Origin of the sequence: Citrobacter sp. wls714, assembly GCF_005281025.1 — a bacterium.
Taxonomy (GTDB): domain Bacteria; phylum Pseudomonadota; class Gammaproteobacteria; order Enterobacterales; family Enterobacteriaceae; genus Citrobacter; species Citrobacter werkmanii.
This window is the reverse complement of record NZ_SZWZ01000023.1, coordinates 68,979-93,188: the sequence shown is the minus strand read 5'-3', so window position 1 is coordinate 93,188 and position 24,210 is coordinate 68,979. Positions and strand designations below refer to the sequence as shown.

The following is a 24,210-nucleotide window of genomic DNA, read 5'->3' as shown; positions in this document are numbered from 1 at the left end:
GGTTCGAGTCCAGTCAGAGGAGCCAAATTCAGAAAAGCCTGCTTTCGAGCAGGCTTTTTGCTTTTCAATTTTCTCATTCGTCTAATTATTCATGTTGCCCTCTGCGAGAGATATAATCGTTTCCTCTTCATGCCTGTCGCGGTAATCTCATAACGTCCGGTAATCTATCGGCTGCAATGTGTGTAACCCAACTCAAATACTAATAATTAAAAGACAGTACAGACAGGATAACTATGGATTCCACCCTCACCTCCACGGGTCCCCAACAGGACGCCTCTTCGCTCAACCGTGCCCGACGCGCTGCGCTTGGTAGCTTCGCGGGCGCCGTGGTCGACTGGTATGATTTTCTGCTCTATGGCATCACCGCTGCGTTAGTCTTTAACCGCGAGTTCTTTCCACAGGTCAGTCCGGCGATGGGCACACTTGCCGCCTTCGCTACCTTTGGCGTCGGATTTCTGTTCCGCCCGCTAGGCGGGGTCATCTTCGGCCACTTCGGCGATCGTCTTGGGCGTAAACGTATGCTGATGCTCACCGTCTGGATGATGGGGATCGCCACGGCGCTGATTGGCATTATTCCTTCCTTTGACACCATTGGCTGGTGGGCCCCTGTTCTACTGGTGACGCTGCGCGCTATTCAGGGCTTCGCCGTGGGTGGTGAATGGGGCGGAGCCGCGTTGCTCTCCGTCGAAAGTGCGCCGAAAAATAAAAAAGCCTTTTATAGCAGCGGTGTACAGGTCGGGTACGGCGTCGGTCTGCTGCTTTCTACCGGCCTGGTCTCGCTGATTAGCTCTCAAACTACCGATGAGCAGTTCCTCAGTTGGGGCTGGCGTATTCCGTTCTTGTTCAGCATCGTGCTGGTATTAGGCGCGTTGTGGATGCGTAACAGAATGGATGAATCGGCCGAGTTCGAACAGCAGCAACAGGCGCCGCAACCGGAGAAAAAGCGGCTTCCTGTCATCGAGGCTTTAATCCGCCATCCGGGCGCGTTCTTAAAAATTATCGCCCTGCGCCTGTGTGAACTGCTGACGATGTATATCGTCACCGCATTTGCTCTTAACTACTCGACGCAAAACCTGGGCCTGCCGCGCGAGCTGTTTCTGAATATCGGATTGCTGGTCGGCGGGCTGAGCTGTCTGACCATCCCCTGCTTTGCGTGGCTTGCCGACCGCTTTGGTCGTCGTCGCGTCTACATTACCGGGGCACTGGTCGGTACGCTGAGCGCCTTCCCGTTCTTTATGGCACTGGAAGCACAGTCTATTTTCTGGATCGTGTTCTTCGCGATTATGTTAGCCAACATCGCGCACGATATGGTGGTGTGCGTACAGCAGCCTATGTTTACCGGTCTGTTTGGCGCAAGTTATCGCTACAGCGGCGCAGGCGTTGGTTATCAGGTGGCCAGCGTGGTTGGCGGCGGTTTTACCCCCTTTATTGCGGCGGCACTGGTGACATTCTCAGGTGGAGACTGGCACAGCGTAGCTATTTATCTGATGGCGGGTTGTCTTATCTCCGCCACTACCGCGCTGTTAATGCGAGATAAGCAGCACGGTTAAACCCCCGGTGCGAGGGTCGTCCGGTCTTCGCACAATCTTCCTTATCGTCTGACTTTTGTTTCACATTCCTGTGACATACTATCGGAAGAGCGGTATATCTGTGGAACAAGGAGACAGACATGAACAATAAGGGCGCCAGCCTGACCCCGGCTCAGGCACTGGATAAACTGGACGCGCTGTACGAACAGTCGGTTAAATCACTGCGTAGCGCCATTGGTAAGTATATTGAAACAGGGACGCTCCCTGACGTAATCGCCCGCCATAACGGTCTTTTTGTCTACCCGTCACTTCGTGTCACCTGGGATGGCAGCGCCACCAATCCGCCAAAAACGCGCGCCTATGGCCGTTTTACCCATGCGGGTTGCTATACCACCACCATTACCCGCCCGTCGCTCTTTCGTCCTTATCTTGAAGAACAGCTCACGCTGCTGTATCAGGATTATGATGCGCATATCTCCGTTGAGCCATCGCAGCATGAAATCCCCTATCCCTATGTGATTGACGGTTCAGAGCTGACGCTGGATCGCTCGATGAGCGCCGGATTAACGCGTCATTTCCCCACCACTGAATTGTCGCAGATTGGTGACGAAACGGCGGACGGGATTTTTCATCCGGCGGAATTTTCTCCGCTGTCTCACTTCGATGCCCGACGCGTGGATTTTTCGCTGGCGCGACTACGTCATTACACGGGCACGCCGGTTGAACATTTCCAGCCCTTTGTGCTGTTCACCAACTACACCCGCTATGTCGATGAGTTCGTACGCTGGGGCTGCAGCCAGATCCTCGACCCGGACAGCCCGTACATCGCGCTGTCATGCGCGGGCGGGATCTGGATCACCGCCGAAACCGAAGCGCCAGAAGAAGCCATCTCTGACCTCGCCTGGAAGAAGCACCAGATGCCCGCCTGGCATTTAATTACCGCTGATGGTCAGGGGATCACGCTGGTAAACATCGGCGTCGGCCCGTCTAACGCCAAAACTATTTGCGATCATCTCGCCGTATTGCGCCCTGATGTCTGGCTGATGATTGGGCACTGTGGCGGCCTGCGTGAAAGTCAGGCAATTGGCGATTATGTTCTGGCCCACGCTTATTTGCGTGATGACCACGTGCTGGATGCAGTACTCCCACCGGATATCCCGATTCCAAGCATCGCTGAAGTGCAACGCGCGCTGTATGACGCGACCAAAGAGGTCAGCGGCATGCCCGGCGAAGAGGTCAAACAGCGCCTGCGTACCGGTACCGTTGTCACCACCGATGATCGCAACTGGGAATTACGTTACTCCGCCTCTGCGCTGCGCTTTAACCTCAGCCGCGCGGTGGCTATCGATATGGAAAGCGCCACCATCGCCGCCCAGGGCTACCGCTTCCGCGTTCCCTACGGCACATTGCTTTGCGTTTCCGACAAACCCTTGCACGGCGAGATCAAACTGCCTGGTCAGGCCAACCGTTTTTATGAAGGCGCCATTTCCGAGCACCTGCAAATAGGTATCCGGGCTATCGATCGTCTTCGTGCCGAAGGCGACCGACTGCACTCCCGTAAATTACGCACATTCAACGAACCGCCGTTCCGTTAAGGCCTGAAGGTAACTATGCACAACTCAACTCCTCTTTCCGCCCTGCGTAACCTGCTGATAGCGCAGGGACTGGACGGTATGATTGTCCCGCGCGCCGACGCTCACCAAAGTGAAGATTGTACGCCGCATGATAATAAGCTGGCCTGGCTGACTGGGTTTAGCGGCTCTGCGGGACTCGCATTGGTCCTGCGCGATCGCGCATTAATGTTTGTCGATGGGCGCTATCAGGTCCAGGTGCGCAATGAAGTCTCGCTGGATGATTTTGAAATTCACCACTTACACGATGAGCCGTTGGCCGACTATTTGCAGTGTCACGTTGCAGCGGGCGCGCGTATTGGCTTTGAGCCGCTGTTGATGGTCAACAGCCAGTTTGAAGCGCTGTCGGCGACGCATTGCGAACTGGTGCCTCTGGAGCAAGATCCTTTCGACCAGATATGGCTCGATCGTCCGGCTGCGCCCTGCGGCATCATTCGCGAAATGCCCCTCGACATCAGCGGTGAGAGCAGCGCGCAGAAACGTGCGCGGGTGGTAGAGCTGCTCGCTCAACATCAGGCCGACGTGCTGGCGATTACGCTGCCGGACAACATCGCCTGGCTGCTCAATGTCCGCGGTTCGGATCTTGCTATGGTTCCAGTGCCGTTCTCATTTGCCCTGCTCCATCGCAGCGGCGAACTGGAATGGTTTGTGGATAGCAACAAAACACAGCAGCTCCCCGCATCGCTGTTGGATACGCTTACGCTGGCCCCGCAAGAGAACTTCCTGGCTCGCTGCCAGCAGTTGGCAAATGGGAAGCGCTTTCTGGTCGATAAAGACTACGCTCCGGTGGCATTGCGTTTTGCCATAGAAGAACATGGCGGCAACGTCCTGTGGGCCCCCGATCCCATCACGTTAATGAAAGCGCACAAAAATGACGTTGAACTGGCAGGCTATCGGGAATGCCATGAACAGGATGGCGCAGCCTGGGTTAACTTCCTCGCATGGCTGGCGCATGAGGTCCCTTTACGCGAAGCGGCAGGCAATCCGATCACCGAACTGGAAGCACAGGCTAAACAGCTGGAGTTTCGCCAACAGCATCCGGGATTTATCGAGCAGAGCTTCAGCACGATTTCAGCCTCTGCCAGCAATGCGGCGATGTGTCATTACCACTCCAGCGAAAAAACCAATACGCCAATTACCTCGCAGGCCATGTACCTGAATGATTCCGGTGGTCAGTATCATAATGGTACGACGGATACGACGCGTACCCTCGCATTTGGCCCACAGGATCCGCAGCGACGCTTGCACTACACCGCCGTGTTGAAAGGCTTCTTGTCACTTATTTCACTGCAGTTCCCCAGCGGTACTCAGGGCCATCAACTGGATGCCTTTAGTCGGCGGGCGTTGTGGGATTTGGGACTGGATTTTGATCATGGAACCGGGCACGGCGTGGGCCATCAGTTGCTTATCCATGAACAACCTCATCGCATTGCCAAAAAAGTTAACCCCTGGCCTCTGGTGGCGGGCAATATCATCACCATCGAACCGGGTTATTATCTGGCCGGGCAATATGGGATCCGCATTGAGAATCAGGTGGAGATTATCAACAGCCGTCCGGGCTTCTGCCGCTTCTCGACGCTGACGCTGGTGCCGATTGATTTGAACCTGGTGGAACTTCATCTGCTGAGCGATGCTGAGAAACAGTGGATTGATGATTACCACCAGCAGGTCAGAGAGACGTTGTCCCCACGCGTAAACGCAGAAGCCCGTCCGTGGCTGTTCGCCGCCACTGCGCCCATTCGCGTTCAGGCCAATTAAGGCATTAAAAAAGGCAGCCCGCAGGCTGCCTTAGTTCTCCCCAACTTCTTACTGCTTAGCTGTTACGGATGTACTCATCCATTTCAGTTTTCAGGTTATCGGACTTAGTACCGAAGATCGCCTGAACACCGGAACCAGCAACCACGACGCCCGCCGCACCCAGTTTCTTCAGGCCAGCCTGATCCACTTTGGCAACGTCAGCCACGCTAACACGCAGACGAGTGATGCACGCATCGAGGTTAGTGATGTTTTCTTTACCACCGAATGCAGCAACCAGAGCCGGAGCCATTTCGCCGGACGCACCCGCTTTGCTGTCTTCGGTAGCATCTTCACGACCAGGCGTTTTCAGGTCCAGCGCTTTGATCAACACACGGAAGATGGTGTAGTAAACAATCGCATAACCGATACCGACAATCGGGAACAGCCACAGTTTGCTGCTGTTACCGGACAGAACGATAAAGTCGATCAGACCGTGAGAGAACGATGTTCCGTCACGCATACCCAGCAGGATACAGATCGGGAATGCCAGACCAGCCAGAATCGCGTGGATGATGTACAGGATCGGCGCCACGAACATGAAGGAGAACTCGATCGGCTCGGTAATACCGGTCAGGAACGAGGTCAGCGCCGCGGAGATCATGATGCCGCCCACTTTCGCGCGGTTTTCTGGTTTAGCAGAATGCCAGATAGCGATAGCGGCAGCCGGCAAACCGTACATTTTGAACAGGAAGCCACCGGACAGTTTGCCCGCAGTCGGGTCACCCGCCATATAGCGAGGGATATCGCCGTGGAACACCTGGCCCGCAGCGTTGGTGTACTCACCGATCTGCATCTGGAAAGGAACGTTCCAGATATGGTGCAGACCAAACGGCACCAGGCAGCGTTCAATGAAGCCATAGATACCGAACGCCACTACCGGGTTCTGGTATGCAGCCCACTGGGAGAACGTCTGAATAGCAGTACCGATCGGCGGCCAAATGAAGGACAGAACCACGCCTGTGAAGATGGCAGCCAGACCAGAAATAATAGGAACGAAGCGCTTACCCGCAAAGAAGCCGAGATACTCAGGCAATTTGATACGGTAGAAACGGTTGAACATATACGCTGCAATCGCACCGGAGATAATCCCCCCGAGAACACCCGTGTCAGCAAGGTGTTTAGCGGCGATCTCTTCAGCAGGTAAATGCAGAACCAGCGGCGCAACAACAGCCATGGTTTTAACCATGATGCCGTAGGCAACAACGGACGCCAGTGCAGATACGCCGTCATTGTTGGTGAAGCCTAACGCAACACCGATGGCAAAGATCAGCGGCATGTTCGCAAAAACAGAACCGCCTGCTTCTGCCATTACGTGCGATACAACGGCTGGCAGCCAGCTGAAGTTAGCGGAACCGACACCCAGCAGGATACCTGCAATCGGGAGTACGGATACCGGCAGCATCAGCGATTTACCGACCTTTTGCAGGTTAGCAAATGCATTCTTAAACATAATTAGGAGTGCTCCTGAGTATTTGTGCTTATACACTTCATCCTTCAAACCGCCTCAACGTTGGCTGTGCTCGTTCACTCCAGTCACTTACTCGAGTAAGCTCCTGTCATTCACTCACTTGCCGCCTTGATGCAGCTTGAATGATTTTGTGTATTCTACGTTCTCACGCATTGGCAAGGGGGGAGAGCCTCGCCGTGGACAGAGCATCTAAGTGCTCTTTATTTATTACACAGAGTAAAATAATTCAGTCTGTTTTTGTTTGACGGCTATCACAATTCAGTTGTGAATGGCCGCAAAATTCGCACATTCCGATAAAATGAGTTTCTGAATGTGTCTAACTGGTTATTCACCGCCCATTTTGTGGCGGTGAACTTTACTCGCTTTAGTTATTAATTACGAGCTTTAAAAAAAGTCAGTTAACGGACTGATTGCAGGCGAGAAGCATCGATGTGAAACAGGCGGGCAAAGTTATCAGTGGTTGCCTGCGCCAGTTCTTCCACGGCAACACCTTTCACTACGGCCATATACTCCGCAACGTCACGCGTCATGGCAGGTTGGTTCTCTTTTCCACGATGCGGCACCGGCGCAAGGTACGGAGAATCCGTCTCAACTAACAAACGATCCAGAGGAACATAACGGGCAGCATCACGCAGTTGGTCAGCATTACGGAACGTGACGATGCCGGAAAACGAGATATAAAAGCCGAGATCCAGCAATTTGCCCGCCGTTTCTCTGTCCTCTGTAAAACAGTGTAGTACGCCGCCACAATCCGTCACCTTTTCTTGGCGCAGAATTGATAATGTATCGGCTCGGGCATCACGGGTATGCACGATAACCGGTTTCTGTAACTCGCGGCCAATCTGAATATGGTGGATGAAAGATTCCTGCTGGCGCACCTTCGTTTCCGGCGTGTAAAAATAATCCAGCCCGGTTTCTCCCATCGCTACTACACCGTCTTCGGCGGCAAAACGACGCAGGTCTTCAACATCATAAGTTTCATCCTGATTTAACGGATGCACACCGCAGGAGAAAACCACGTTGTCACGTTGGCCAACCAGTTCACGCATACTGCGGTATCCCGGCAGGGTTGTCGCGACGGCAAGACAAAATTTCACATCGCGTGCGGCCGCTTTCGCCAACACGTCATCCACGTCCTTATGCAGAGATTGATAATCCAGGCCATCAAGATGGCAGTGTGAGTCGACTAAAAACATAATGTCTCTCTCAAAGATGAGGAACAGGCAGTACGGTGCCTGGTTGCAGGTAATGCTCAATACGAAGGATAAGATCGGTTAACACCAGTTCACGGTTTATACCCGTCACGTTCAGCAACTGCTGACGGCAATGACAAACATCACCGAGTATCGCCTGTATCTGGGCGACGGATAACCGCTCTGCGATAGAAGAGATGAGATCCTGAGCATCAGGATTGGTTAAATGGGAAATCCCATAGGGACGCTTTAAAGCATCCGTCAGCAGCGTTGCCAGCCAGTGTAAACGAGCGGCAGCCTGATCGTAGTTGAGCGCCGTTAACAGGATATACCAGTCGCCTGAATGCAGGGTGTTCGCCAGCGCAGCGAGGAAATCTGTGCGGTGCGTCCAGCTTGCGTCCTGCAGTAACGTTAATGCCGCACCCGGCGATCCCGCGCTCAGACGTAATGCGCTCGACAATGCTTCCGGTGACACCGTCACTTCACGGCTAAGCCAGGAGATAGCGTACGACTCTGCCGGTGGTGCAAGGTGATGTAACCGACAGCGGCTACGTAGCGTGGCCAATAAACGTGCAGGCTCTCGACTGGCGAGGAAGAACCAGGTATGCGCCGGAGGCTCTTCCAGCGTTTTCAGCAACGCATTAGCGGCGGCGTCGGTTAACTGGGCGGCATCCGGGATCCACACCACTTTCGCCCCGCCCAGGCGTGAATGCTCGTACAGTTTCTCACTGACTTCGCGTACCGCATCAACCCCGAGCGTGCTTTTGCCTTTTTCCGGCAGCAGCGAATAGTAGTCCGGATGCGTTCCCGCCTGCATCAGCTGACAGCCGCGGCAGTGTCCGCAGCTTTTATGTCCTTCCGGCTGCTGACACATTAAATAGCGACTGAGCGCGTAAATCAGTGCATCGTCGCCCATGCCGGGTAACGCCTGAATCAGTAACGCATGGTGACCACGACCGGCCTGGTAGCTCGCTACCAGTTTTTCAAAATCAGGTCGTAACCATGGGTACCATTTCATGCGCCCTGCTCCTTCACCCACTGGGTAACGGTATTGCGGATATCAGCCATCACAGCCTCCAGCGGCTGCGTAGCGTCGATAGTACGAATGCTGGCGTCTTTGGCAGCCAGCTCAAGATAGCGCGCTCGGGTACGATTAAAGAAATCGAAAGATTCCTGTTCAATACGGTCCAGTTCACCACGCGCACGCGCACGCTTCAATCCGACTTCTGGAGTGACATCCAGATAGAGCGTCAGGTCCGGGCGAAAATTTCCGAGTACCGCATCACGCAGCGTTGCCAGCATATTTTGATCAATGCCGCGGCCACCGCCCTGATACGCCTGGGTCGACAGGTCGTGACGATCGCCAATGACCCATGCTCCTCTCGCCAGAGCAGGTTTAATAACAGTTTCGACCAACTGTACGCGCGCGGCGTAAAACATCAGGACTTCGGCTTTGTCGGTAATGACCTCGTCACCCACCGACTTAATGTCCAGCACCAGACTTCTTAGTTTCTCAGCGAGCTGCGTTCCACCAGGCTCGCGGGTAAAAACCATGTCACGAATACCGAGTTGCTCAAGTGTCTCTACCACCACATTACGCGCAGTGGTTTTTCCGGCGCCTTCCAGGCCCTCGATGACGATATAGTTACTGCCCATTTTTTTCCTTAAGCACTTTCAGGTAATCCTGTACTGACCGGTTATGGCTGACAAGATTGGTGTTAAATGTGTGGCCGCCTTTACCATCTGCCACGAAATAGAGATACGGCGTTTTTGCCGGATGTGCGGCAGCCTGCAACGAGGCCTCTCCCGGCATGGCAATCGGGCCAGGCGGCAGCCCGGTGATGGTGTAGGTGTTATAGGCGGTTGGCGTTTCTAAATCCACACGCGATAATTTGCCATTATACCGTGTCCCCATCCCGTAAATCACCGTCGGATCGGTTTGTAAACGCATGCCAATACGTAAGCGGTTAATAAAGACCGATGCCACCTGGTCGCGCTCGCTGGCAACCGCGGTTTCTTTTTCAATAATCGAGGCCATTGTCACTAGCTGATTTTTATCCTGATAAGGCAAGCCATCAGCGCGCCCTTCCCAGACGGTATCCACCGCTTTAACCATCTTTTGATGCGCACGTTTTAGCAGTGCTACGTCGGTCGTATTAGCGGTATACATCCAGGTATCGGGCCAGAACCAGCCTTCCACCCACTGCGGGTTTTCCAGCTTCAGCGCCTGAGCGACAGTCTCGTAGTTATCGTCACTCAGCGTATGTTTGATATAGGGCGCATCGCGCAGTTGTTTGAGGTAATCACTCAGGCGCATCCCTTCCACCAGACGTAACGGGAACTGCGCCTCTTTACCGCTTTCCAGCAGTAGCAGCATCTCTCGCACCGTCATGTCGGGCGTCAGGCGATAGGTACCCGCCTTAAAATGCGACAGCTCAGGCTCCACACGCAGCAGCCACTGGAACACGCGCGGACGATTGATAACCTTATCCACATACAGCTGTTCACCGAGAGCCAGACGGCCTGTACCCGCTTTCAGCGTAAAAATGGTCTCTTCTTTAATCAATAACTTACTGTCCGCCAGATGGCGAACTTTCCACATTCCCACTCCCGCGGCAATGCCCAGCACAACCAGCAATAACAGGACAACGAGTAACAGTTTTTTCATGACTAATTCGGGTGCTCACAAAGTGGGGCTAAAAAATCGAATAATAAACGTGAAGACAACAACGTGCCGCCACAGGTCCGCACGGGAATAACCGGCATTAATGCGTTACAGACGACGATTTCATCGGCTTGCATAATCTCCTCCAACCCGGCATACACTTCGACAAGACTGAACGGTGATTGTGCCAGCATACGGATACAGAATTGTCGCATAATGCCGTTCACTCCGGCCTGATCCAACCGGGGAGTGTAAACCACGTTCCTTTTACGCCAGAACAAATTAGCCGCACAGCATTCCGTAACCCATCCCTCGCTGTCAAGAACCAGCGCTTCATCGGCATCCGTCTGCTCAAGATGAGAGCGAATCAATACCTGCTCCAGGCGATTCAGATGCTTAAGTCCGGCAAGCAGCGGATTACGGCCCAGACGCACTGGACTCAACGCCAGCGTAATCCCTTCATGGCGCCAACGATCGTAATGTTCGGGCCAGGCTGAAACAGAGAGAATACGGGTGGCATTGTGACACCGCCGCTACCGCGGCTAATAATGACTTTCAATACGCCACGCGCGTGTCCTTGCGCCAGGATTTTCATTTCATCTTGCAGCTCTGGCCATTGTTCGAAAGAGATCAGCAACTTTTGGCAAGCGTCTTGTAAACGCGCAAGATGCGCTGCAAAGAGGCAAATTTCACCGTCGATAATTCGCGCGGTAGTAAAACAACCATCACCAAATTGAGTCGCTCGATCGCTTGCGGCCAGCAGATTTTGCTCGCGGCCATTAATTAAGAACATGGAGGCTCCTTATATCTGGTCCGCTAGTTTGGCAGGATGAGTAACACAGGACAAGGGCGAAAAACCGAATAAAAAAAGGCCCGACAAGCGGACCTTTTCAGTTTTATTTCGTTGCTAACGCATCACCTGACGGGACTTAAATCTTTTTAAAGATCAAAGAACCGTTGGTACCACCGAAGCCGAAGGAGTTACACAGAGCATATTCCAAACCACTCACCTGACGCGCTTCGTGAGGAACGAAGTCCAGGTCACAACCTTCATCCGGGTTATCCAGGTTGATGGTTGGCGGAATAGCCTGATCGCGCAGCGCCAGGATAGAGAAAATAGACTCTACCGCGCCCGCAGCGCCTAACAGGTGCCCGGTCATGGATTTGGTTGAGCTTACCATCACACGGCTCGCTGCATCGCCAAAGACAGATTTCACTGCCTGGGTTTCAGCTTTATCGCCTGCAGGAGTAGACGTACCATGCGCGTTGACATAGCCGATCTGACCCGCTTCGATAGCCGCATCACGCAGTGCGTTGACCATTGCCAGCGCAGCGCCTGCACCGTTTTCCGGTGGTGACGTCATGTGGTAAGCATCGCTGCTCATACCAAAGCCAACAACTTCAGCATAGATTTTTGCGCCGCGCGCTTTCGCATGCTCGTACTCTTCCAGTACCACCATGCCTGCGCCGTCGCCAAGCACAAAGCCATCACGCTCTTTATCCCATGGGCGGCTTGCCGCTTGCGGGTTATCATTACGCGTAGACAGCGCACGTGCCGCGCCAAAGCCACCCACGCCCAGCGGCGTACTGGCTTTTTCAGCACCACCCGCAACCATCGCGTCTGCATCACCGTATGCAATGATACGTGCGGCATGACCGATGTTATGTACGCCTGAAGTACAGGCAGTCGCGATGGAGATGCTTGGCCCTTGCAGGCCGTACATGATGGTCAGGTGACCTGCCACCATGTTAACAATCGTCGACGGAACGAAGAACGGGCTGATCTTACGTGGTCCACCGTTTACCAAAGAGGTATGGTTTTCTTCGATCAGACCGAGGCCGCCAATACCGGAGCCAATAGCGGCGCCAATACGGTGGGCGTTCTCTTCCGTAATTTCGAGGCCAGAATCCTGCATGGCCTGAACGCCAGCGACAATTCCATATTGAATGAAAGCATCCATCTTGCGCTGTTCTTTGCGCGAGATAATGTCTTCACAGTTAAAATCCTTTACTAAGCCAGCAAATTTCGTTGCATAGGCGCTAGTATCGAAATGGTCGATCAGGCTGATGCCACTCTGACCGGCAAGGAGAGCTTTCCAGGTAGACTCTACGGTATTGCCGACAGGAGACAACATGCCCAGTCCGGTCACAACTACACGACGCTTAGACACGGTTGTCCTCCAGGGAGGGAAAATAATTCAAGTGGGATAAAAAGATAAAACTCAGGCGGTCGAATGACCGCCTGGAGATGTTCACTTACGCCTGGTGGCCGTTGATGTAATCAATGGCAGCCTGAACGGTAGTGATTTTCTCAGCTTCTTCGTCCGGAATCTCAGTATCAAACTCTTCTTCCAGAGCCATTACCAGCTCAACGGTGTCAAGAGAATCTGCGCCCAGGTCTTCAACGAAGGAAGCATTGTTGGTAACTTCTTCCTGCTTAACGCCCAGCTGTTCGCCGATAATTTTCTTAACGCGTTCTTCGATAGTGCTCATACTCTTAAATTTCCTATCAAAACTCGCTTTCGCGATGGTTTTCGTAGTGTATAAAATGTTGAAAAATTTGCAACTAAATCCCGGCAGGTCTTACCACGATTTTACGTTATTTTGAGGCCATTCCCACTAATAACGCAAATATTTTTCAATCGTGGTTAAACCATGTACATCCCGCCGTTGACGTGCAAAGTCTCACCTGTGATGTAACTTGCTTCGTCAGAAGCTAAAAATGCAACCGCACTGGCGATTTCCTGAGCGCCACCAAGGCGACCCGCAGGAACCTGCGCCAGGATACCCGCACGCTGATCGTCAGACAGCGCACGCGTCATGTCCGTTTCAATAAAGCCCGGAGCAACAACGTTTACAGTAATACCACGGGACGCAACTTCGCGCGCCAGTGATTTACTGAAGCCGATCAGACCTGCTTTCGCCGCAGCGTAGTTAGCCTGACCCGCATTTCCCATGGTACCAACCACAGAACCGATAGTGATAATACGCCCATGACGCTTTTTCATCATAGCTCGCATTACCGCTTTTGACAGACGGAAAACAGATGACAGGTTGGTTTCGATGATATCGTTCCACTCGTCATCTTTCATGCGCATTAACAGGTTATCACGAGTAATCCCGGCATTATTGACCAGAATATCGACTTCACCAAATTCTGCGCGAATATTTTCCAGAACAGATTCGATAGATGCCGGATCGGTCACATTCAACATCAGACCTTTACCATTTGCACCTAAGTAATCGCTAATGGCCTGCGCGCCGTTTTCACTGGTTGCAGTACCGATAACTTTCGCGCCACGGGCAACGAGTGTCTCAGCAATTGCGCGGCCAATTCCACGGCTTGCACCGGTTACCAGCGCGATTTTTCCTTCAAAATTCATGGGCTTCCTCTTTTATTGCTCTAGCGCCGCAGACAGCGCTGTCGGCTCATTCAGTGCCGAAGCGGTCAGGGTGTCAACAATACGTTTCGTCAAACCGGTGAGAACTTTACCTGGCCCCACTTCATACAGGTGCTCTACGCCCTGCGATGCCATAAATTCAACGGTTTTGGTCCACTGAACCGGGCTGTACAGTTGACGCACCAGCGCATCGCGAATCGCGTCTGCGGTAGTTTCACACTTCACGTCGACGTTGTTCACAACTGGAACAGTCGGCGCGTTGAAAGTGATTTTTTGCAATTCAACGGCCAGTTTCTCAGCGGCAGGCTTCATCAGCGCGCAGTGAGAAGGCACGCTGACCGGCAACGGCAGCGCACGCTTGGCGCCAGCGGCTTTACAGGCAGCCCCTGCACGTTCTACGGCTTCTTTATGCCCGGCGATAACTACCTGGCCCGGCGAGTTGAAGTTAACCGGAGAAACGACCTGCCCTTCGGCAGACTCTTCACACGCTTTAGCGATAGAGGCATCGTCCAGACCAATAATCGCAGACATGCCGCCAGTACCTTCCGGTACGGCTTCCTGCATGAATTTGCCGCGCAGTTCAACCAGACGGACGGCATCGGCAAAACCCATTACGCCCGCACATACCAGCGCAGAGTATTCGCCCAGGCTGTGACCTGCCATCAGCGCAGGTGTTTTACCCCCCTGCTGCTGCCATACGCGATACAGCGCGACAGACGCAGCCAATAGCGCTGGCTGCGTCTGCCAGGTTTTATTCAGTTCTTCTGCCGGACCTTGCTGAGTCAGCGCCCACAGATCATAGCCCAGCGCAGCTGATGCTTCAGCAAAAGTTTCTTCAACAATTGGGTAGCTTGCTGCCATTTCAGACAACATCCCAACGGTCTGGGAACCCTGCCCCGGAAACACAAATGCAAATTGCGTCATGTTAAAATCCTTATACTAGAAACGAACCAGCGCGGAGCCCCAGGTGAATCCACCCCCGAAGGCTTCAAGCAATATCAACTGCCCGGCTTTGATACGCCCGTCGCGGACGGCTTCGTCCAGTGCGCACGGTACGGAAGCCGCGGACGTATTGCCATGTCTGTCCAGTGTAACGACGACATTATCCATCGACATGCCCAGCTTTTTCGCTGTCGCGCTGATAATGCGCAGGTTTGCCTGATGCGGCACCAGCCAGTCCAGCGCAGAACGGTCGAGATTATTGGCTTCCAGCGTTTCATCAACGATGTGGGCAAGCTCGGTCACCGCGACTTTAAATACTTCGTTACCCGCCATCGTCAGGTGAATCGGGTTATCCGGATTTACGCGATCGGCGTTAGGAAGCGTCAACAACTCACCGTAGCGACCATCAGCGTGCAGATGCGTGGAGAGAATGCCCGGCTCTTCGGATGCGCTCAGTACCACCGCGCCCGCGCCGTCACCAAAGATAATGATCGTTCCACGATCGGTTGGATCACAGGTACGAGCCAGGACATCAGACCCCACGACCAGCGCATGCTTCACTGCGCCAGACTTAACGTACTGGTCAGCAACACTCAGGGCATAGGTAAAACCCGCACAAGCGGCCGCAACGTCAAACGCCGGACAGCCTTTGATCCCCAGCATACTTTGGATCTGGCATGCCGCGCTTGGAAATGCGTGTGTGGATGATGTGGTGGCAACCACAATCAGACCAATTTCTTCTTTGTCGATGCCCGCCATTTCCAGTGCACGGTTTGCGGCGGCAAAGCCCATCGTCGCAACTGTTTCATTTGGCGCTGCAATGTGGCGTTCACGGATACCTGTACGAGTGACGATCCACTCATCAGATGTCTCGACCATTTTTTCCAAATCGGCGTTAGTACGCACTTGTTCAGGCAGATAGCTGCCGGTACCAATAATCTTCGTATACATGTACGCTCAGTCACTTTTTGGTTATATACCGCCACGAGCAAAACGCCGGTACGCTGGCAGCATTCACAAACGCACTGTTATCTGTGCGCCCGTGAGTTTGCGCTTTCGCCATCGTCCAGCAGTTCGAATCCAGCTGGGTATACAGATTCCAGGCGAGCGGCAATTCGCTGAGGAACTTGTCGCTGCACCGCCTGCACTGCCTGTTCAATCGCGACCTCAAATGCTCGCTGATTAGCCGCACCATGACTCTTAATCACCGTGCCGCGCAATCCTAACAGACAGGCGCCATTATACTGGTCGGGGTTGAGGTGACTAAATCGCCTTGTCAGGCTTTTTTGTAACCAACGTTTTAATAAAAGCAGCCACCACGACCGTTTTTTGCTCTCACCCTGAGATTTCAGCAGTGAAAGGAACATTCTGACAACACCTTCCATCGTCTTTAATGTGACATTGCCGGTAAAGCCGTCACAGACCAGCACATCGGTTTTGCCAGTCAGTAACTCATTGGCTTCAAGATAGCCTATATAGTTAATGGAAGGGATTGTTTTTAGCACTGCAGAAGCATCCCGAATACTGTCGAGACCTTTAGTTTCTTCTTCGCCGATGTTGAGCAACGCAACGCGAGGATTAGCAATCCCAACGACTTCTTCTGCCAGGACGGAACCCATGACGGCAAATTGCACCAACATCGTGCTATCACAATCCACGTTAGCGCCTAAATCCAGCACCACCGTTTTGCCCTTTTGTTGATGCGGTAAAACCGTCACCAGCGCAGGACGCTCAATACCTTCAAGAGGTTTGAGCAATAACTTCGCAAGTCCCATTAGCGCGCCCGTATTACCGGCGCTCACACAGGCTTGCGCTCGACCTTCTTTCACGAGCTCCAGGGCAACACGCATTGAGCTTCCACGACTGGCGCGAATAGCTTGCGAGGGCCGGGCATCACTGGCAATAACTGACTGAGCAGGGATAATCTGCAGACGTGAACGTTGTTCGAAGTCAGCTTTGGCAAGTAATGGCGTGATTGTATCGGGATCCCCGACTAAAAGAAGTGTGAGTTGCGAATTAGAATTCAGTGCCTGCAATGCTGCAGGCACTGTCACGGTAGGGCCAAAATCTCCCCCCATGACATCTAACGCCAGGGTTAGACGTGTCAAGGTATCGTCGCTGCCCGGTTAGGTGTTTCCCCAGTTACCCGGGGAAAGCCTCACTAAGCTTCATCACGCTTGCGCTCTCTGTCTTTCTCACCGAAGCGGGAAATCCATTGAGTCATGCGTGATTACTTAGCGATTACCTTACGGCCACGGTAGAAACCGTCGGCAGTGATGTGGTGACGCAGGTGTTGTTCACCAGAAGTTTTGTCTACAGACAGGCTGGTGACTGCGGTCAGAGCGTCATGAGAACGACGCATGCCACGTTTGGAACGGGTTGGTTTATTCTGTTGTACGGCCATGGACCTTACTCCTCAATTACTTACGCTTTAAGCTGGCTAATACGGCAAATGGGTTTGGTTTTTGCGCTTCATCAGGCAATTCACCAAAGACCATGTCCGCCTCGGACACTTCACAGTGTTCAGAATCATGCACCGGAACTACCGGCAAGGAGAGGATAATCTCATCTTCAACCATTGCAAGCAGATCGATTTCACCGAACTCGTTAACCTCAATCGGCTCATACGCTTCCGGGAGTGCTTCAGCCTGCTCGTCAGAACGGACAGGACTAAAACAATATGTTGTGTGAACATGAAGTGGGAACGGTTTCCCGCAACGCTGACATTCGAGCGTAACCGACACTTTTGCATCGCCGGTTATCACGGCAAGGCACTGGTTATCGATAGCGAACGACATGGAGCATTCCACATCACTGTCCACACTGACTACAGAATCGGCGACGCGCTCAACCAGATCAGAAGTATAGATACCTTCATAATCGAGGCGTTTTTGAGCCGTACGAACCGGATCAAGAGTCAGGGGTAATTTTACCTTTTGCATAGGGCGCGCATATTAACTTTGTAACGTCATATAGTCAAAGAAAAAGGCAGCCTGAGGTTGCCTTTTGCAAATAATTCGCACACATTGCGGGTCATCGACTTAAAATCGCTCAAGACAAGCCAATACAGCCAGCTTGTAGGACGAAGTCCATAGTTTAAAATGGCTCTCATCAATACGCTATATGCGAGGGGAAAAATATGCCTCAACTTATACTTGCCTCGACCTCTCCCTGGCGTCGCGCTTTACTTGAAAAACTGGCAATTCCGTTCGAATGCGCGGCTCCCGAGGTGGATGAAACGCCGTTACCCGGCGAAGCGCCACGCCATTTAGTCTCGCGACTGGCGCAACAAAAAGCGCAATCTCTCGCTCACCGTTATCCAGCGCATCTGATTATTGGCTCCGATCAAATTTGTGTTCTTGATGGTGAAATAACCGGCAAACCATTAACAGAAGAAAATGCGCGCCAACAATTACTCAAAGCCCGTGGCAATATTGTGACTTTTTACACCGGACTGGCGCTTTATAATTCAGCTACCGGACATTTACAAACTGAGGTCGAGCCGTTCGATGTTCATTTTCGGCATTTAAGCGAAGCGGAAATTGATGATTACCTGCGCAAAGAACGCCCGCTACATTGTGCCGGTAGTTTTAAAAGTGAGGGGTTAGGTATTGCTCTCTTTGAGCGTCTTGAGGGCCGCGACCCAAATACGCTGATCGGCCTGCCGCTGATCGCATTGTGTCAAATGCTGCGCCGGGAAGAGATGAACCCGCTGAACGCCTAGTTAATCTGCCTGATGGCGACGCGATGCGTCTTGTCAGGCCTACAGCACATAACGCGATTTGTAGGCCTGATAAGCAACGCGCATCAGGCTTTGCTGCGTAACACCTCAAGGCAGCGCTTCAACTGCTTATCCAGCGGCGCTTCAACACGCATCACTTCGCCCGTCCCCGGATGGGTGAATTTTAACGCCGCGGCGTGAAGGAACAGCCTGTTCAGTCCGGTATCCGCGAGTTGCTTATCGAACTCGCGGTCGCCATAGCGATCGTCAAAGGCTATCGGATGCCCGGCATATTGGGTATGCACACGAATCTGGTGCGTACGCCCTGTCACCGGACTACAGCGCACGAGCGTGGCAAACGCATAGCGCTCCTCTACCTTAAAGCGTGTTTCCGACGGCTTGCCTTCCTGATTCACCCGCACGATACGCTCGCCGCTTTGCAGAATATTCTTCAACAGCGGCGCCTGCACGGTTTTGACATGTGACTGCCACTGGCCTCTCACCAGCGCCAGATAGTCTTTCTGCATCCCTTTTTCACGCAACTGCTCATGCAACGAACGTAAAGCTGAGCGTTTTTTAGCAACCAGCAGCACACCGGAGGTATCCCGGTCCAGGCGATGCACCAGCTCGAGGAAACGCGCTTCCGGACGTAACGCGCGTAAGCCTTCAATAACACCAAAGCTTAATCCGCTTCCGCCATGTACGGCCGTTCCTGAAGGTTTGTTAAGCACCAGAATATGATCATCTTCATATAAAATGACATCAGTCAGCGCCGCAACCTTCTGCAGATTTGGGGAAATAGTCTCTTCTTCACGTTCGGCGACACGCACAGGTGGAATACGCACGATGTCCCCATCTTCGAGTTTGTACTCGGGTTTAATGCGCTTTTTATTCACCCGCACTTCGCCTTTACGCAAAATGCGATAAATCATACTTTTCGGCACACCCTTGAGTTGAGTACGCAAAAAGTTGTCGATGCGTTGCCCTGCTTCGTCGGCAGTAATGGCAACTGTTTTTACGGCTGGAGTCTCTGTTTTCATGGGGGCCGATTTTAAATAGCCATCAAGATTCGCGCCACACATTTTTCTATGCTTATATTAACTGCTATACCCTATTACTTAAGTTTGACATAGCCGATTTGGTGGTTATTAAACCAATCACTATGCGGAAGTGAAAAAACTGTGAGTAACCGGGTGATAAATGGCAAAAGTCATCTTGCTATAACAAGGTTAGCAGTGGAATAATGAGGTTGTTTCCGTGTTGAATCTTGTTAAAACAAGACCTTTTCCGGAATGACCCAATTTTGCCCGACCGATCATCAACGCAGCAATGGCGTAAGACGTATTGATCTTTCAGGCAGTTAGCGGGCTGCGGGTTGCAGTCCTTACCGGTAATAAGGAAGCTTTTCTGGAGAGTAACACCCAGACTGTTCCCCTGATAATTGCGCTGTGTTTCCGTATGAAATACAGGCAACCGACACTCTGCGCCTCTTTGAGCTGACGATAACCGTGAGGTTGGCGACGCGAATAGACACGAGGCCATCGGTTCACACCCGGAAAGGCATTACTCTGCCCGCAGCTTAGTCGTCAATGTAAGAATAATGAGTAAGTTACGATGAAAAGAATGTTAATTAACGCGACTCAGCAGGAAGAGTTGCGTGTCGCCCTTGTAGATGGGCAACGTCTGTACGATCTGGATATCGAAAGTCCTGGACACGAACAGAAAAAAGCCAACATCTATAAAGGTAAAATTACCCGTATTGAACCGAGTCTGGAAGCTGCTTTTGTTGATTACGGCGCTGAACGTCACGGTTTCCTTCCGTTAAAAGAAATTGCCCGCGAATACTTCCCCGCTAACTACAACTCCCATGGTCGTCCCAACATTAAAGATGTGTTGCGTGAAGGCCAGGAAGTCATCGTTCAGATCGATAAAGAAGAACGCGGCAATAAAGGCGCTGCGCTGACCACCTTTATCAGCCTGGCGGGTAGTTATCTGGTTCTGATGCCGAACAACCCGCGCGCGGGCGGCATCTCCCGTCGTATTGAAGGCGACGATCGTACCGAATTAAAAGAAGCGCTGGCAAGCCTGGAATTGCCTGATGGCATGGGGCTTATCGTGCGTACCGCAGGCGTCGGCAAATCCGCCGAAGCGCTGCAGTGGGACCTGAGCTTCCGCCTGAAACACTGGGAAGCCATTCAAAAAGCCGCTGACAGCCGCCCTGCTCCATTCCTGATCCACCAGGAAAGCAACGTCATCGTTCGCGCGTTCCGTGACTATTTACGTCAGGACATCGGCGAAATTCTCATCGATAACCCAAAAGTCATGGAGATGGCGCGTCAGCACATCGCCGCGCTGGGTCGTCCAGATTTCAGCAGCAAAATCAAACTGTACACCGGTGAAATCCCGCTGTTCAGCCACTATCAAATTGAATCTCAGATTGAGTCTGCGTTCCAGCGCGAAGTGCGTCTGCCGTCCGGCGGCTCCATCGTCATCGACAGCACTGAAGCCCTTACCGCTATCGATATCAACTCCGCACGTGCTACGCGCGGCGGCGACATCGAAGAAACCGCATTCAACACCAACCTGGAAGCCGCCGATGAAATTGCTCGTCAGCTGCGTCTGCGCGACCTCGGCGGCCTGATTGTCATCGACTTTATCGATATGACGCCGGTTCGCCACCAGCGTGCGGTTGAAAACCGTCTGCGTGAAGCCGTGCGTCAGGACCGAGCGCGTATTCAGATCAGCCATATTTCTCGCTTCGGCCTGCTGGAGATGTCCCGTCAGCGTCTGAGCCCGTCACTGGGTGAGTCCAGCCATCATGTCTGCCCGCGCTGCTCCGGCACCGGCACCGTGCGTGATAACGAATCGCTGTCGCTGTCTATTCTGCGTCTGATCGAAGAAGAAGCGTTAAAAGAGAATACCCAGGAAGTTCACGCGATCGTTCCTGTGCCGATTGCCTCTTATCTGCTCAACGAAAAGCGTACTGCGGTCAACGCTATAGAAACGCGTCAGAATGGCGTGCGTTGTGTGATCGTGCCAAACGATCAGATGGAAACCCCGCACTATTCCGTGCTGCGCGTCCGCAAAGGCGAAGAAACGCCAACCCTGAGCTACTTGCTGCCGAAATTGCACGAGGAAGCAATGGAGCTGCCGTCAGAACAAGAGTATGTCGAGCGTAAGCAGCCAGAGCAACCAGCACTCGCGACCTTTGCTATGCCAGACGTGCCGCCAGCTCCAACCGTGCAAGAGCCCGTTGTTAAAGCCGCCGCGCCTAAAGCTGCTGCCGCCACCGCAGCAACAGCCTCTCAGCCAGGTTTGATTAGCCGTTTCTTCAGCGCACTGAAGTCTATCTTCGGCGGTAACGAAGAAGCGAAGCCGGTTGAACAACCCGCACCGAAAGCTGAAGAGAAGACGGAACGTCAGCAGGACCGCCGTAAACCGCGTCAAAATAATCGCCGCGATCGCAACGATCGTCGTGATAACCGTGATAGCCGTGGCGATCGTGATAACCGTAACGAACGTGCAGAAAACGGCGAAAACCGCGATGACAATCGTCGTAACCGTCGTCAGGCCCAGCAGCAAAATGCGGAAGCACGCGATAATCGCCAGCAGTCCAGTGATGTCGCAGACAAAGCGAAATCAGGTGATGAGCAGCAGACTCCACGTCGTGAGCGCAACCGCCGCCGCAACGATGACAAGCGTCAGGCGCAGCAGGAAGTTAAAGAGCTGAACCTGGCTGAACAGCCAGCGCAGGATACCGAGCAGGAAGAGCGCGTACGTCAGCCTCAGACTCGTCGTAAACAGCGTCAGTTGAACCAAAAAGTTCGTTACACGGACAGCGCGGCGGTTGAAGCCGAAGTGGCAACTGCCGCGGTGGCAGCTGAGGTCGTTGTCGCTCAACCCGTTGAGCAGTCCGTACCGGCTTCGCGTACCGAACTGGCGAAAGTTGATCTGCCAGCCGTTGTCGCACCTGAGCAGGAAGACAACAGCGAAGCGCGTGACTCCAACGGTATGCCGCGTCGTTCCCGCCGTTCCCCTCGCCATCTGCGCGTAAGTGGACAGCGTCGTCGTCGTTATCGTGACGAGCGTTATCCGGTTCAGTCTCCAATGCCGCTGACCGTCGCCTGTGCTTCTCCTGAATTAGCGTCCGGTAAAGTATGGATCAGCTACCCTGTTGCTCGTCCGCAGGATCAGCAAGTTGAAGACCAACGCGAGCAGGAAATTCGCCAGGAGCAAACTGCTTCTGTCGCGGTAGAGCCTCAGGTTGCTGCGGCTGCCGTTGAGCACATTGTGGACACTCCTGCGCCGGTTGAAGCCGTGCAGCCAGAGGAAGTTGTAACGGAACCTCAGATTGCCGTTGTTGAAACCACGCATCCGGAAGTCATTGCGACCCCGGTTGAAGAACAACCGCAAATTATCGCTGAATCTGACGCGCCTGTAGCTGAAGAAATCGCCGCTGAAGCTGAACCTGTAGCTGAAGTCGCGGTTGAAGAGCCTGCGGAAATCGTCGTCTCACAGCCGGAGGTAGTTGAAGAAGTTGCGGAAGTAGCGCCGACTGTGGAAGAAGTCGCTGCGCCGCAGGAAGTTGTTGCCGCGCCAGTTGCAGAAGCTGAGGTCGTTAAGGCTGAAGTTGTCGCAACAAGCGTTGACGCCGAACACCTTCACAGCCATGCGACTGCGCCGATGACCCGCGCTCCGGCGCCGGAATATGTGCCAGAAGCGCCGCGTCATAGCGACTGGCAGCGCCCGGCGTTCACCTTTGAAGGTAAAGGCGCTGCGGGTGGACACAGCGCCACGCATCAGGCCACTGCGCCAGCAACACGCCCGCAGCCGGTTGAATAAGCCATAATCAACCTCAAAGCCGACCTTAGGGTCGGCTTTTTTATATCGGCTCTACGCGTTTCATCCCGGTTAATTGCGGCATAACATCCTTCATTAACGCTAAAAATTTGCGCAACCGTGTCGGATAGTAACGCGCCCACGGATAAACCAGATGCACCGGCAACGATGCCGCCCGCCACTCGGGTAGCAGCATAACTAAACGTCCGTTGGCGATATCTTCTTCAACCATCCAGCTTGAAACAATCGTCACTCCCAGCCCGGCCAGCGCGGCATTTCTTGCCACATAAATACTGTCAGTACTTAATCTGGGTGAAATAGTCAGCGTGACAGGTTCATTACGCGCCTGGTGTAGCAACGAAACGCTATGCTGAAAAAATGTGTTCACTGCAATCCACGGCAGCACGGATAACTGCTCAGGGTGCGAAATTTCACCATATTGCTCCAGCAATACAGGACTCGCCACCATGCTACGGGGAACTTCAGCCAGTAAAACAGAAACCGTGGCCGGATCGACTTCCGCACCAACCCGAATCGCGCAATCAATATTATCGCTGAGAAAATCAACGGTTTTGTCGTTAAGCATCCACTCCACCGATAACTGTGGATAGCGTGAAAGAAACTGCAAAAGCGGCTCAAGGAGCTGTTGCTGTCCAAACGCATGCGGCGCTCGTACGCGCAACGTCCCCACCGGTTCATCTTCCGTGACATTAAGTCCATCTTCCAGCGCCAGCCAGGCATCGATGATATTTTTGGCGTGCTGGTAACCACGCTCTCCATCGTCGGTTAATTTCATCGCATGCGTGGTACGCATGATCAGTTTCACTCCCAGCAGAGTTTCCAGGGATTGTAACCGTCGGCTTACGGTCGCTTGCGTTGTTCCCATCTGTTTTGCCGCTGCCGAAAGCGATCCTGCTTCAACGATGCGCACAAACGTGCGCATTAGCCCCACCCTATCTATACGTTCAGTTTTTATCATATCAGTTTCTTCATACGCCCAGCGTATAACTGTTTTACCACTGCG

General features: G+C 53.1%; 20 protein-coding genes and 1 pseudogene. 5 read left to right on the top strand and 16 right to left on the bottom strand.

Translation table 11 applies throughout. From position 1 onward, the window contains the following. Positions 1-233: 233 nt before the first annotated feature. The 3 genes from shiA (at position 234) to FDX11_RS02115 (ending at position 4,918) form a co-directional block, all read left to right on the top strand. Positions 234-1,550 (top strand): shikimate transporter, encoded by a 1,317-nt coding sequence (shiA, locus tag FDX11_RS02125; protein WP_038639777.1) that lies wholly within the window; start codon positions 234-236, stop codon positions 1,548-1,550. Positions 1,551-1,669: 119 nt separating this feature from the next. Continuing rightward, positions 1,670-3,124 (top strand): AMP nucleosidase, encoded by a 1,455-nt coding sequence (locus FDX11_RS02120; RefSeq protein WP_042309167.1) that lies wholly within the window; start codon positions 1,670-1,672, stop codon positions 3,122-3,124. Between the two features lie 15 nt (positions 3,125-3,139). Next, positions 3,140-4,918, top strand: a complete 1,779-nt coding sequence (locus FDX11_RS02115; RefSeq protein WP_137397404.1) for an aminopeptidase P family protein — start codon at positions 3,140-3,142, stop codon at positions 4,916-4,918. 55 nt (positions 4,919-4,973) lie between these two features. Here the strand turns inward: FDX11_RS02115 and ptsG are convergent, their stop codons facing one another. The 14 genes and pseudogenes from ptsG to yceD form a co-directional block, all read right to left on the bottom strand. Beyond that, a complete protein-coding gene (gene ptsG, locus FDX11_RS02110; protein WP_003036277.1) occupies positions 4,974-6,407 on the bottom strand; it encodes a PTS glucose transporter subunit IIBC in 1,434 nt (477 codons plus the stop codon). A gap of 416 nt (positions 6,408-6,823) precedes the next feature. Continuing rightward, entirely contained in the window at positions 6,824-7,621 is a 798-nt protein-coding gene (locus FDX11_RS02105; RefSeq protein WP_061381762.1) for a metal-dependent hydrolase, read from the bottom strand. Positions 7,622-7,631: 10 nt separating this feature from the next. Next, a complete protein-coding gene (gene holB, locus FDX11_RS02100) occupies positions 7,632-8,636 on the bottom strand; it encodes a DNA polymerase III subunit delta' (protein WP_137397403.1) in 1,005 nt (334 codons plus the stop codon). Further along, positions 8,633-9,274, bottom strand: a complete 642-nt coding sequence (gene tmk / locus FDX11_RS02095) for a dTMP kinase (protein WP_042309174.1) — start codon at positions 9,272-9,274, stop codon at positions 8,633-8,635. Before tmk ends, holB begins: the two co-directional genes overlap by 4 nt. Then, positions 9,264-10,286 carry a cell division protein YceG gene (gene yceG / locus FDX11_RS02090; protein ID WP_042309177.1) on the bottom strand — a complete coding sequence of 341 codons (1,023 nt, stop codon included), beginning with the start codon at positions 10,284-10,286 and terminating at the stop codon, positions 9,264-9,266. Before yceG ends, tmk begins: the two co-directional genes overlap by 11 nt. Before the next feature lie 2 nt (positions 10,287-10,288). Continuing rightward, a pseudogene (gene pabC / locus FDX11_RS02085) lies at positions 10,289-11,076 on the bottom strand (aminodeoxychorismate lyase). A gap of 136 nt (positions 11,077-11,212) precedes the next feature. Continuing rightward, complete coding sequence (gene fabF / locus FDX11_RS02080) at positions 11,213-12,454, bottom strand: beta-ketoacyl-ACP synthase II (RefSeq protein ID WP_003036260.1); 1,242 nt, start codon at positions 12,452-12,454, stop codon at positions 11,213-11,215. A gap of 85 nt (positions 12,455-12,539) precedes the next feature. Next, complete coding sequence (gene acpP, locus FDX11_RS02075; protein ID WP_000103754.1) at positions 12,540-12,776, bottom strand: acyl carrier protein; 237 nt, start codon at positions 12,774-12,776, stop codon at positions 12,540-12,542. Between the two features lie 155 nt (positions 12,777-12,931). Beyond that, the gene (gene fabG, locus FDX11_RS02070) at positions 12,932-13,666 is read right to left on the bottom strand and encodes a 3-oxoacyl-ACP reductase FabG (protein ID WP_042309180.1); all 735 of its coding nucleotides are present in this window, start codon (positions 13,664-13,666) and stop codon (positions 12,932-12,934) included. A 12-nt stretch (positions 13,667-13,678) separates the two neighbouring features. Continuing rightward, positions 13,679-14,608 (bottom strand): ACP S-malonyltransferase, encoded by a 930-nt coding sequence (gene fabD / locus FDX11_RS02065; RefSeq protein WP_042309182.1) that lies wholly within the window; start codon positions 14,606-14,608, stop codon positions 13,679-13,681. Between the two features lie 15 nt (positions 14,609-14,623). Then, complete coding sequence (locus FDX11_RS02060) at positions 14,624-15,577, bottom strand: beta-ketoacyl-ACP synthase III (protein ID WP_006685075.1); 954 nt, start codon at positions 15,575-15,577, stop codon at positions 14,624-14,626. A 77-nt stretch (positions 15,578-15,654) separates the two neighbouring features. After that, positions 15,655-16,734: a phosphate acyltransferase PlsX gene (gene plsX, locus FDX11_RS02055; RefSeq protein WP_072014758.1), complete on the bottom strand. Its 1,080-nt coding sequence runs from the start codon at positions 16,732-16,734 to the stop codon at positions 15,655-15,657. 122 nt (positions 16,735-16,856) lie between these two features. Next, a complete protein-coding gene (gene rpmF / locus FDX11_RS02050; RefSeq protein WP_003036242.1) occupies positions 16,857-17,030 on the bottom strand; it encodes a 50S ribosomal protein L32 in 174 nt (57 codons plus the stop codon). Between the two features lie 16 nt (positions 17,031-17,046). Beyond that, complete coding sequence (yceD, locus tag FDX11_RS02045) at positions 17,047-17,568, bottom strand: 23S rRNA accumulation protein YceD (RefSeq protein ID WP_137397402.1); 522 nt, start codon at positions 17,566-17,568, stop codon at positions 17,047-17,049. A gap of 197 nt (positions 17,569-17,765) precedes the next feature. Between yceD and FDX11_RS02040 the strand changes: the two genes are divergently transcribed. Then, on the top strand, positions 17,766-18,350 hold the full coding sequence (locus FDX11_RS02040; RefSeq protein WP_042309189.1) for a nucleoside triphosphate pyrophosphatase: 585 nt from the start codon (positions 17,766-17,768) through the stop codon (positions 18,348-18,350). 83 nt (positions 18,351-18,433) lie between these two features. Here the strand turns inward: FDX11_RS02040 and rluC are convergent, their stop codons facing one another. Then, entirely contained in the window at positions 18,434-19,387 is a 954-nt protein-coding gene (gene rluC / locus FDX11_RS02035) for a 23S rRNA pseudouridine(955/2504/2580) synthase RluC (RefSeq protein WP_170973616.1), read from the bottom strand. Between the two features lie 574 nt (positions 19,388-19,961). On the opposite strand from rluC, the gene rne reads away from it, so the two are divergent. Then, positions 19,962-23,189, top strand: coding sequence for a ribonuclease E (gene rne, locus FDX11_RS02030; RefSeq protein WP_137397401.1), 3,228 nt, complete (start codon positions 19,962-19,964; stop codon positions 23,187-23,189). Positions 23,190-23,229: 40 nt separating this feature from the next. Here rne and FDX11_RS02025 read toward each other — a convergent pair whose 3' ends face one another. Beyond that, positions 23,230-24,165: a LysR family transcriptional regulator gene (locus tag FDX11_RS02025; protein ID WP_137397400.1), complete on the bottom strand. Its 936-nt coding sequence runs from the start codon at positions 24,163-24,165 to the stop codon at positions 23,230-23,232. Positions 24,166-24,210: the final 45 nt, after the last annotated feature.

Excerpts from the sequence above, each read along its gene's own strand:
- shiA (WP_038639777.1), top strand. The coding sequence starts at position 234 with ATGGATTCCACCCTCACCTCCACGGGTCCCCAACAGGACGCCTCTTCG.
- FDX11_RS02120 (WP_042309167.1), top strand. The coding sequence starts at position 1,670 with ATGAACAATAAGGGCGCCAGCCTGACCCCGGCTCAGGCACTGGATAAA.
- FDX11_RS02115 (WP_137397404.1), top strand. The coding sequence starts at position 3,140 with ATGCACAACTCAACTCCTCTTTCCGCCCTGCGTAACCTGCTGATAGCG.
- ptsG (WP_003036277.1), bottom strand. The coding sequence starts at position 6,407 with ATGTTTAAGAATGCATTTGCTAACCTGCAAAAGGTCGGTAAATCGCTG.
- FDX11_RS02105 (WP_061381762.1), bottom strand. The coding sequence starts at position 7,621 with ATGTTTTTAGTCGACTCACACTGCCATCTTGATGGCCTGGATTATCAA.
- holB (WP_137397403.1), bottom strand. The coding sequence starts at position 8,636 with ATGAAATGGTACCCATGGTTACGACCTGATTTTGAAAAACTGGTAGCG.
- tmk (WP_042309174.1), bottom strand. The coding sequence starts at position 9,274 with ATGGGCAGTAACTATATCGTCATCGAGGGCCTGGAAGGCGCCGGAAAA.
- yceG (WP_042309177.1), bottom strand. The coding sequence starts at position 10,286 with ATGAAAAAACTGTTACTCGTTGTCCTGTTATTGCTGGTTGTGCTGGGC.
- acpP (WP_000103754.1), bottom strand. The coding sequence starts at position 12,776 with ATGAGCACTATCGAAGAACGCGTTAAGAAAATTATCGGCGAACAGCTG.
- fabG (WP_042309180.1), bottom strand. The coding sequence starts at position 13,666 with ATGAATTTTGAAGGAAAAATCGCGCTGGTAACCGGTGCAAGCCGTGGA.
- fabD (WP_042309182.1), bottom strand. The coding sequence starts at position 14,608 with ATGACGCAATTTGCATTTGTGTTTCCGGGGCAGGGTTCCCAGACCGTT.
- FDX11_RS02060 (WP_006685075.1), bottom strand. The coding sequence starts at position 15,577 with ATGTATACGAAGATTATTGGTACCGGCAGCTATCTGCCTGAACAAGTG.
- rpmF (WP_003036242.1), bottom strand. The coding sequence starts at position 17,030 with ATGGCCGTACAACAGAATAAACCAACCCGTTCCAAACGTGGCATGCGT.
- yceD (WP_137397402.1), bottom strand. The coding sequence starts at position 17,568 with ATGCAAAAGGTAAAATTACCCCTGACTCTTGATCCGGTTCGTACGGCT.
- FDX11_RS02040 (WP_042309189.1), top strand. The coding sequence starts at position 17,766 with ATGCCTCAACTTATACTTGCCTCGACCTCTCCCTGGCGTCGCGCTTTA.
- rluC (WP_170973616.1), bottom strand. The coding sequence starts at position 19,387 with ATGAAAACAGAGACTCCAGCCGTAAAAACAGTTGCCATTACTGCCGAC.
- rne (WP_137397401.1), top strand. The coding sequence starts at position 19,962 with ATGAAAAGAATGTTAATTAACGCGACTCAGCAGGAAGAGTTGCGTGTC.
- FDX11_RS02025 (WP_137397400.1), bottom strand. The coding sequence starts at position 24,165 with ATGATAAAAACTGAACGTATAGATAGGGTGGGGCTAATGCGCACGTTT.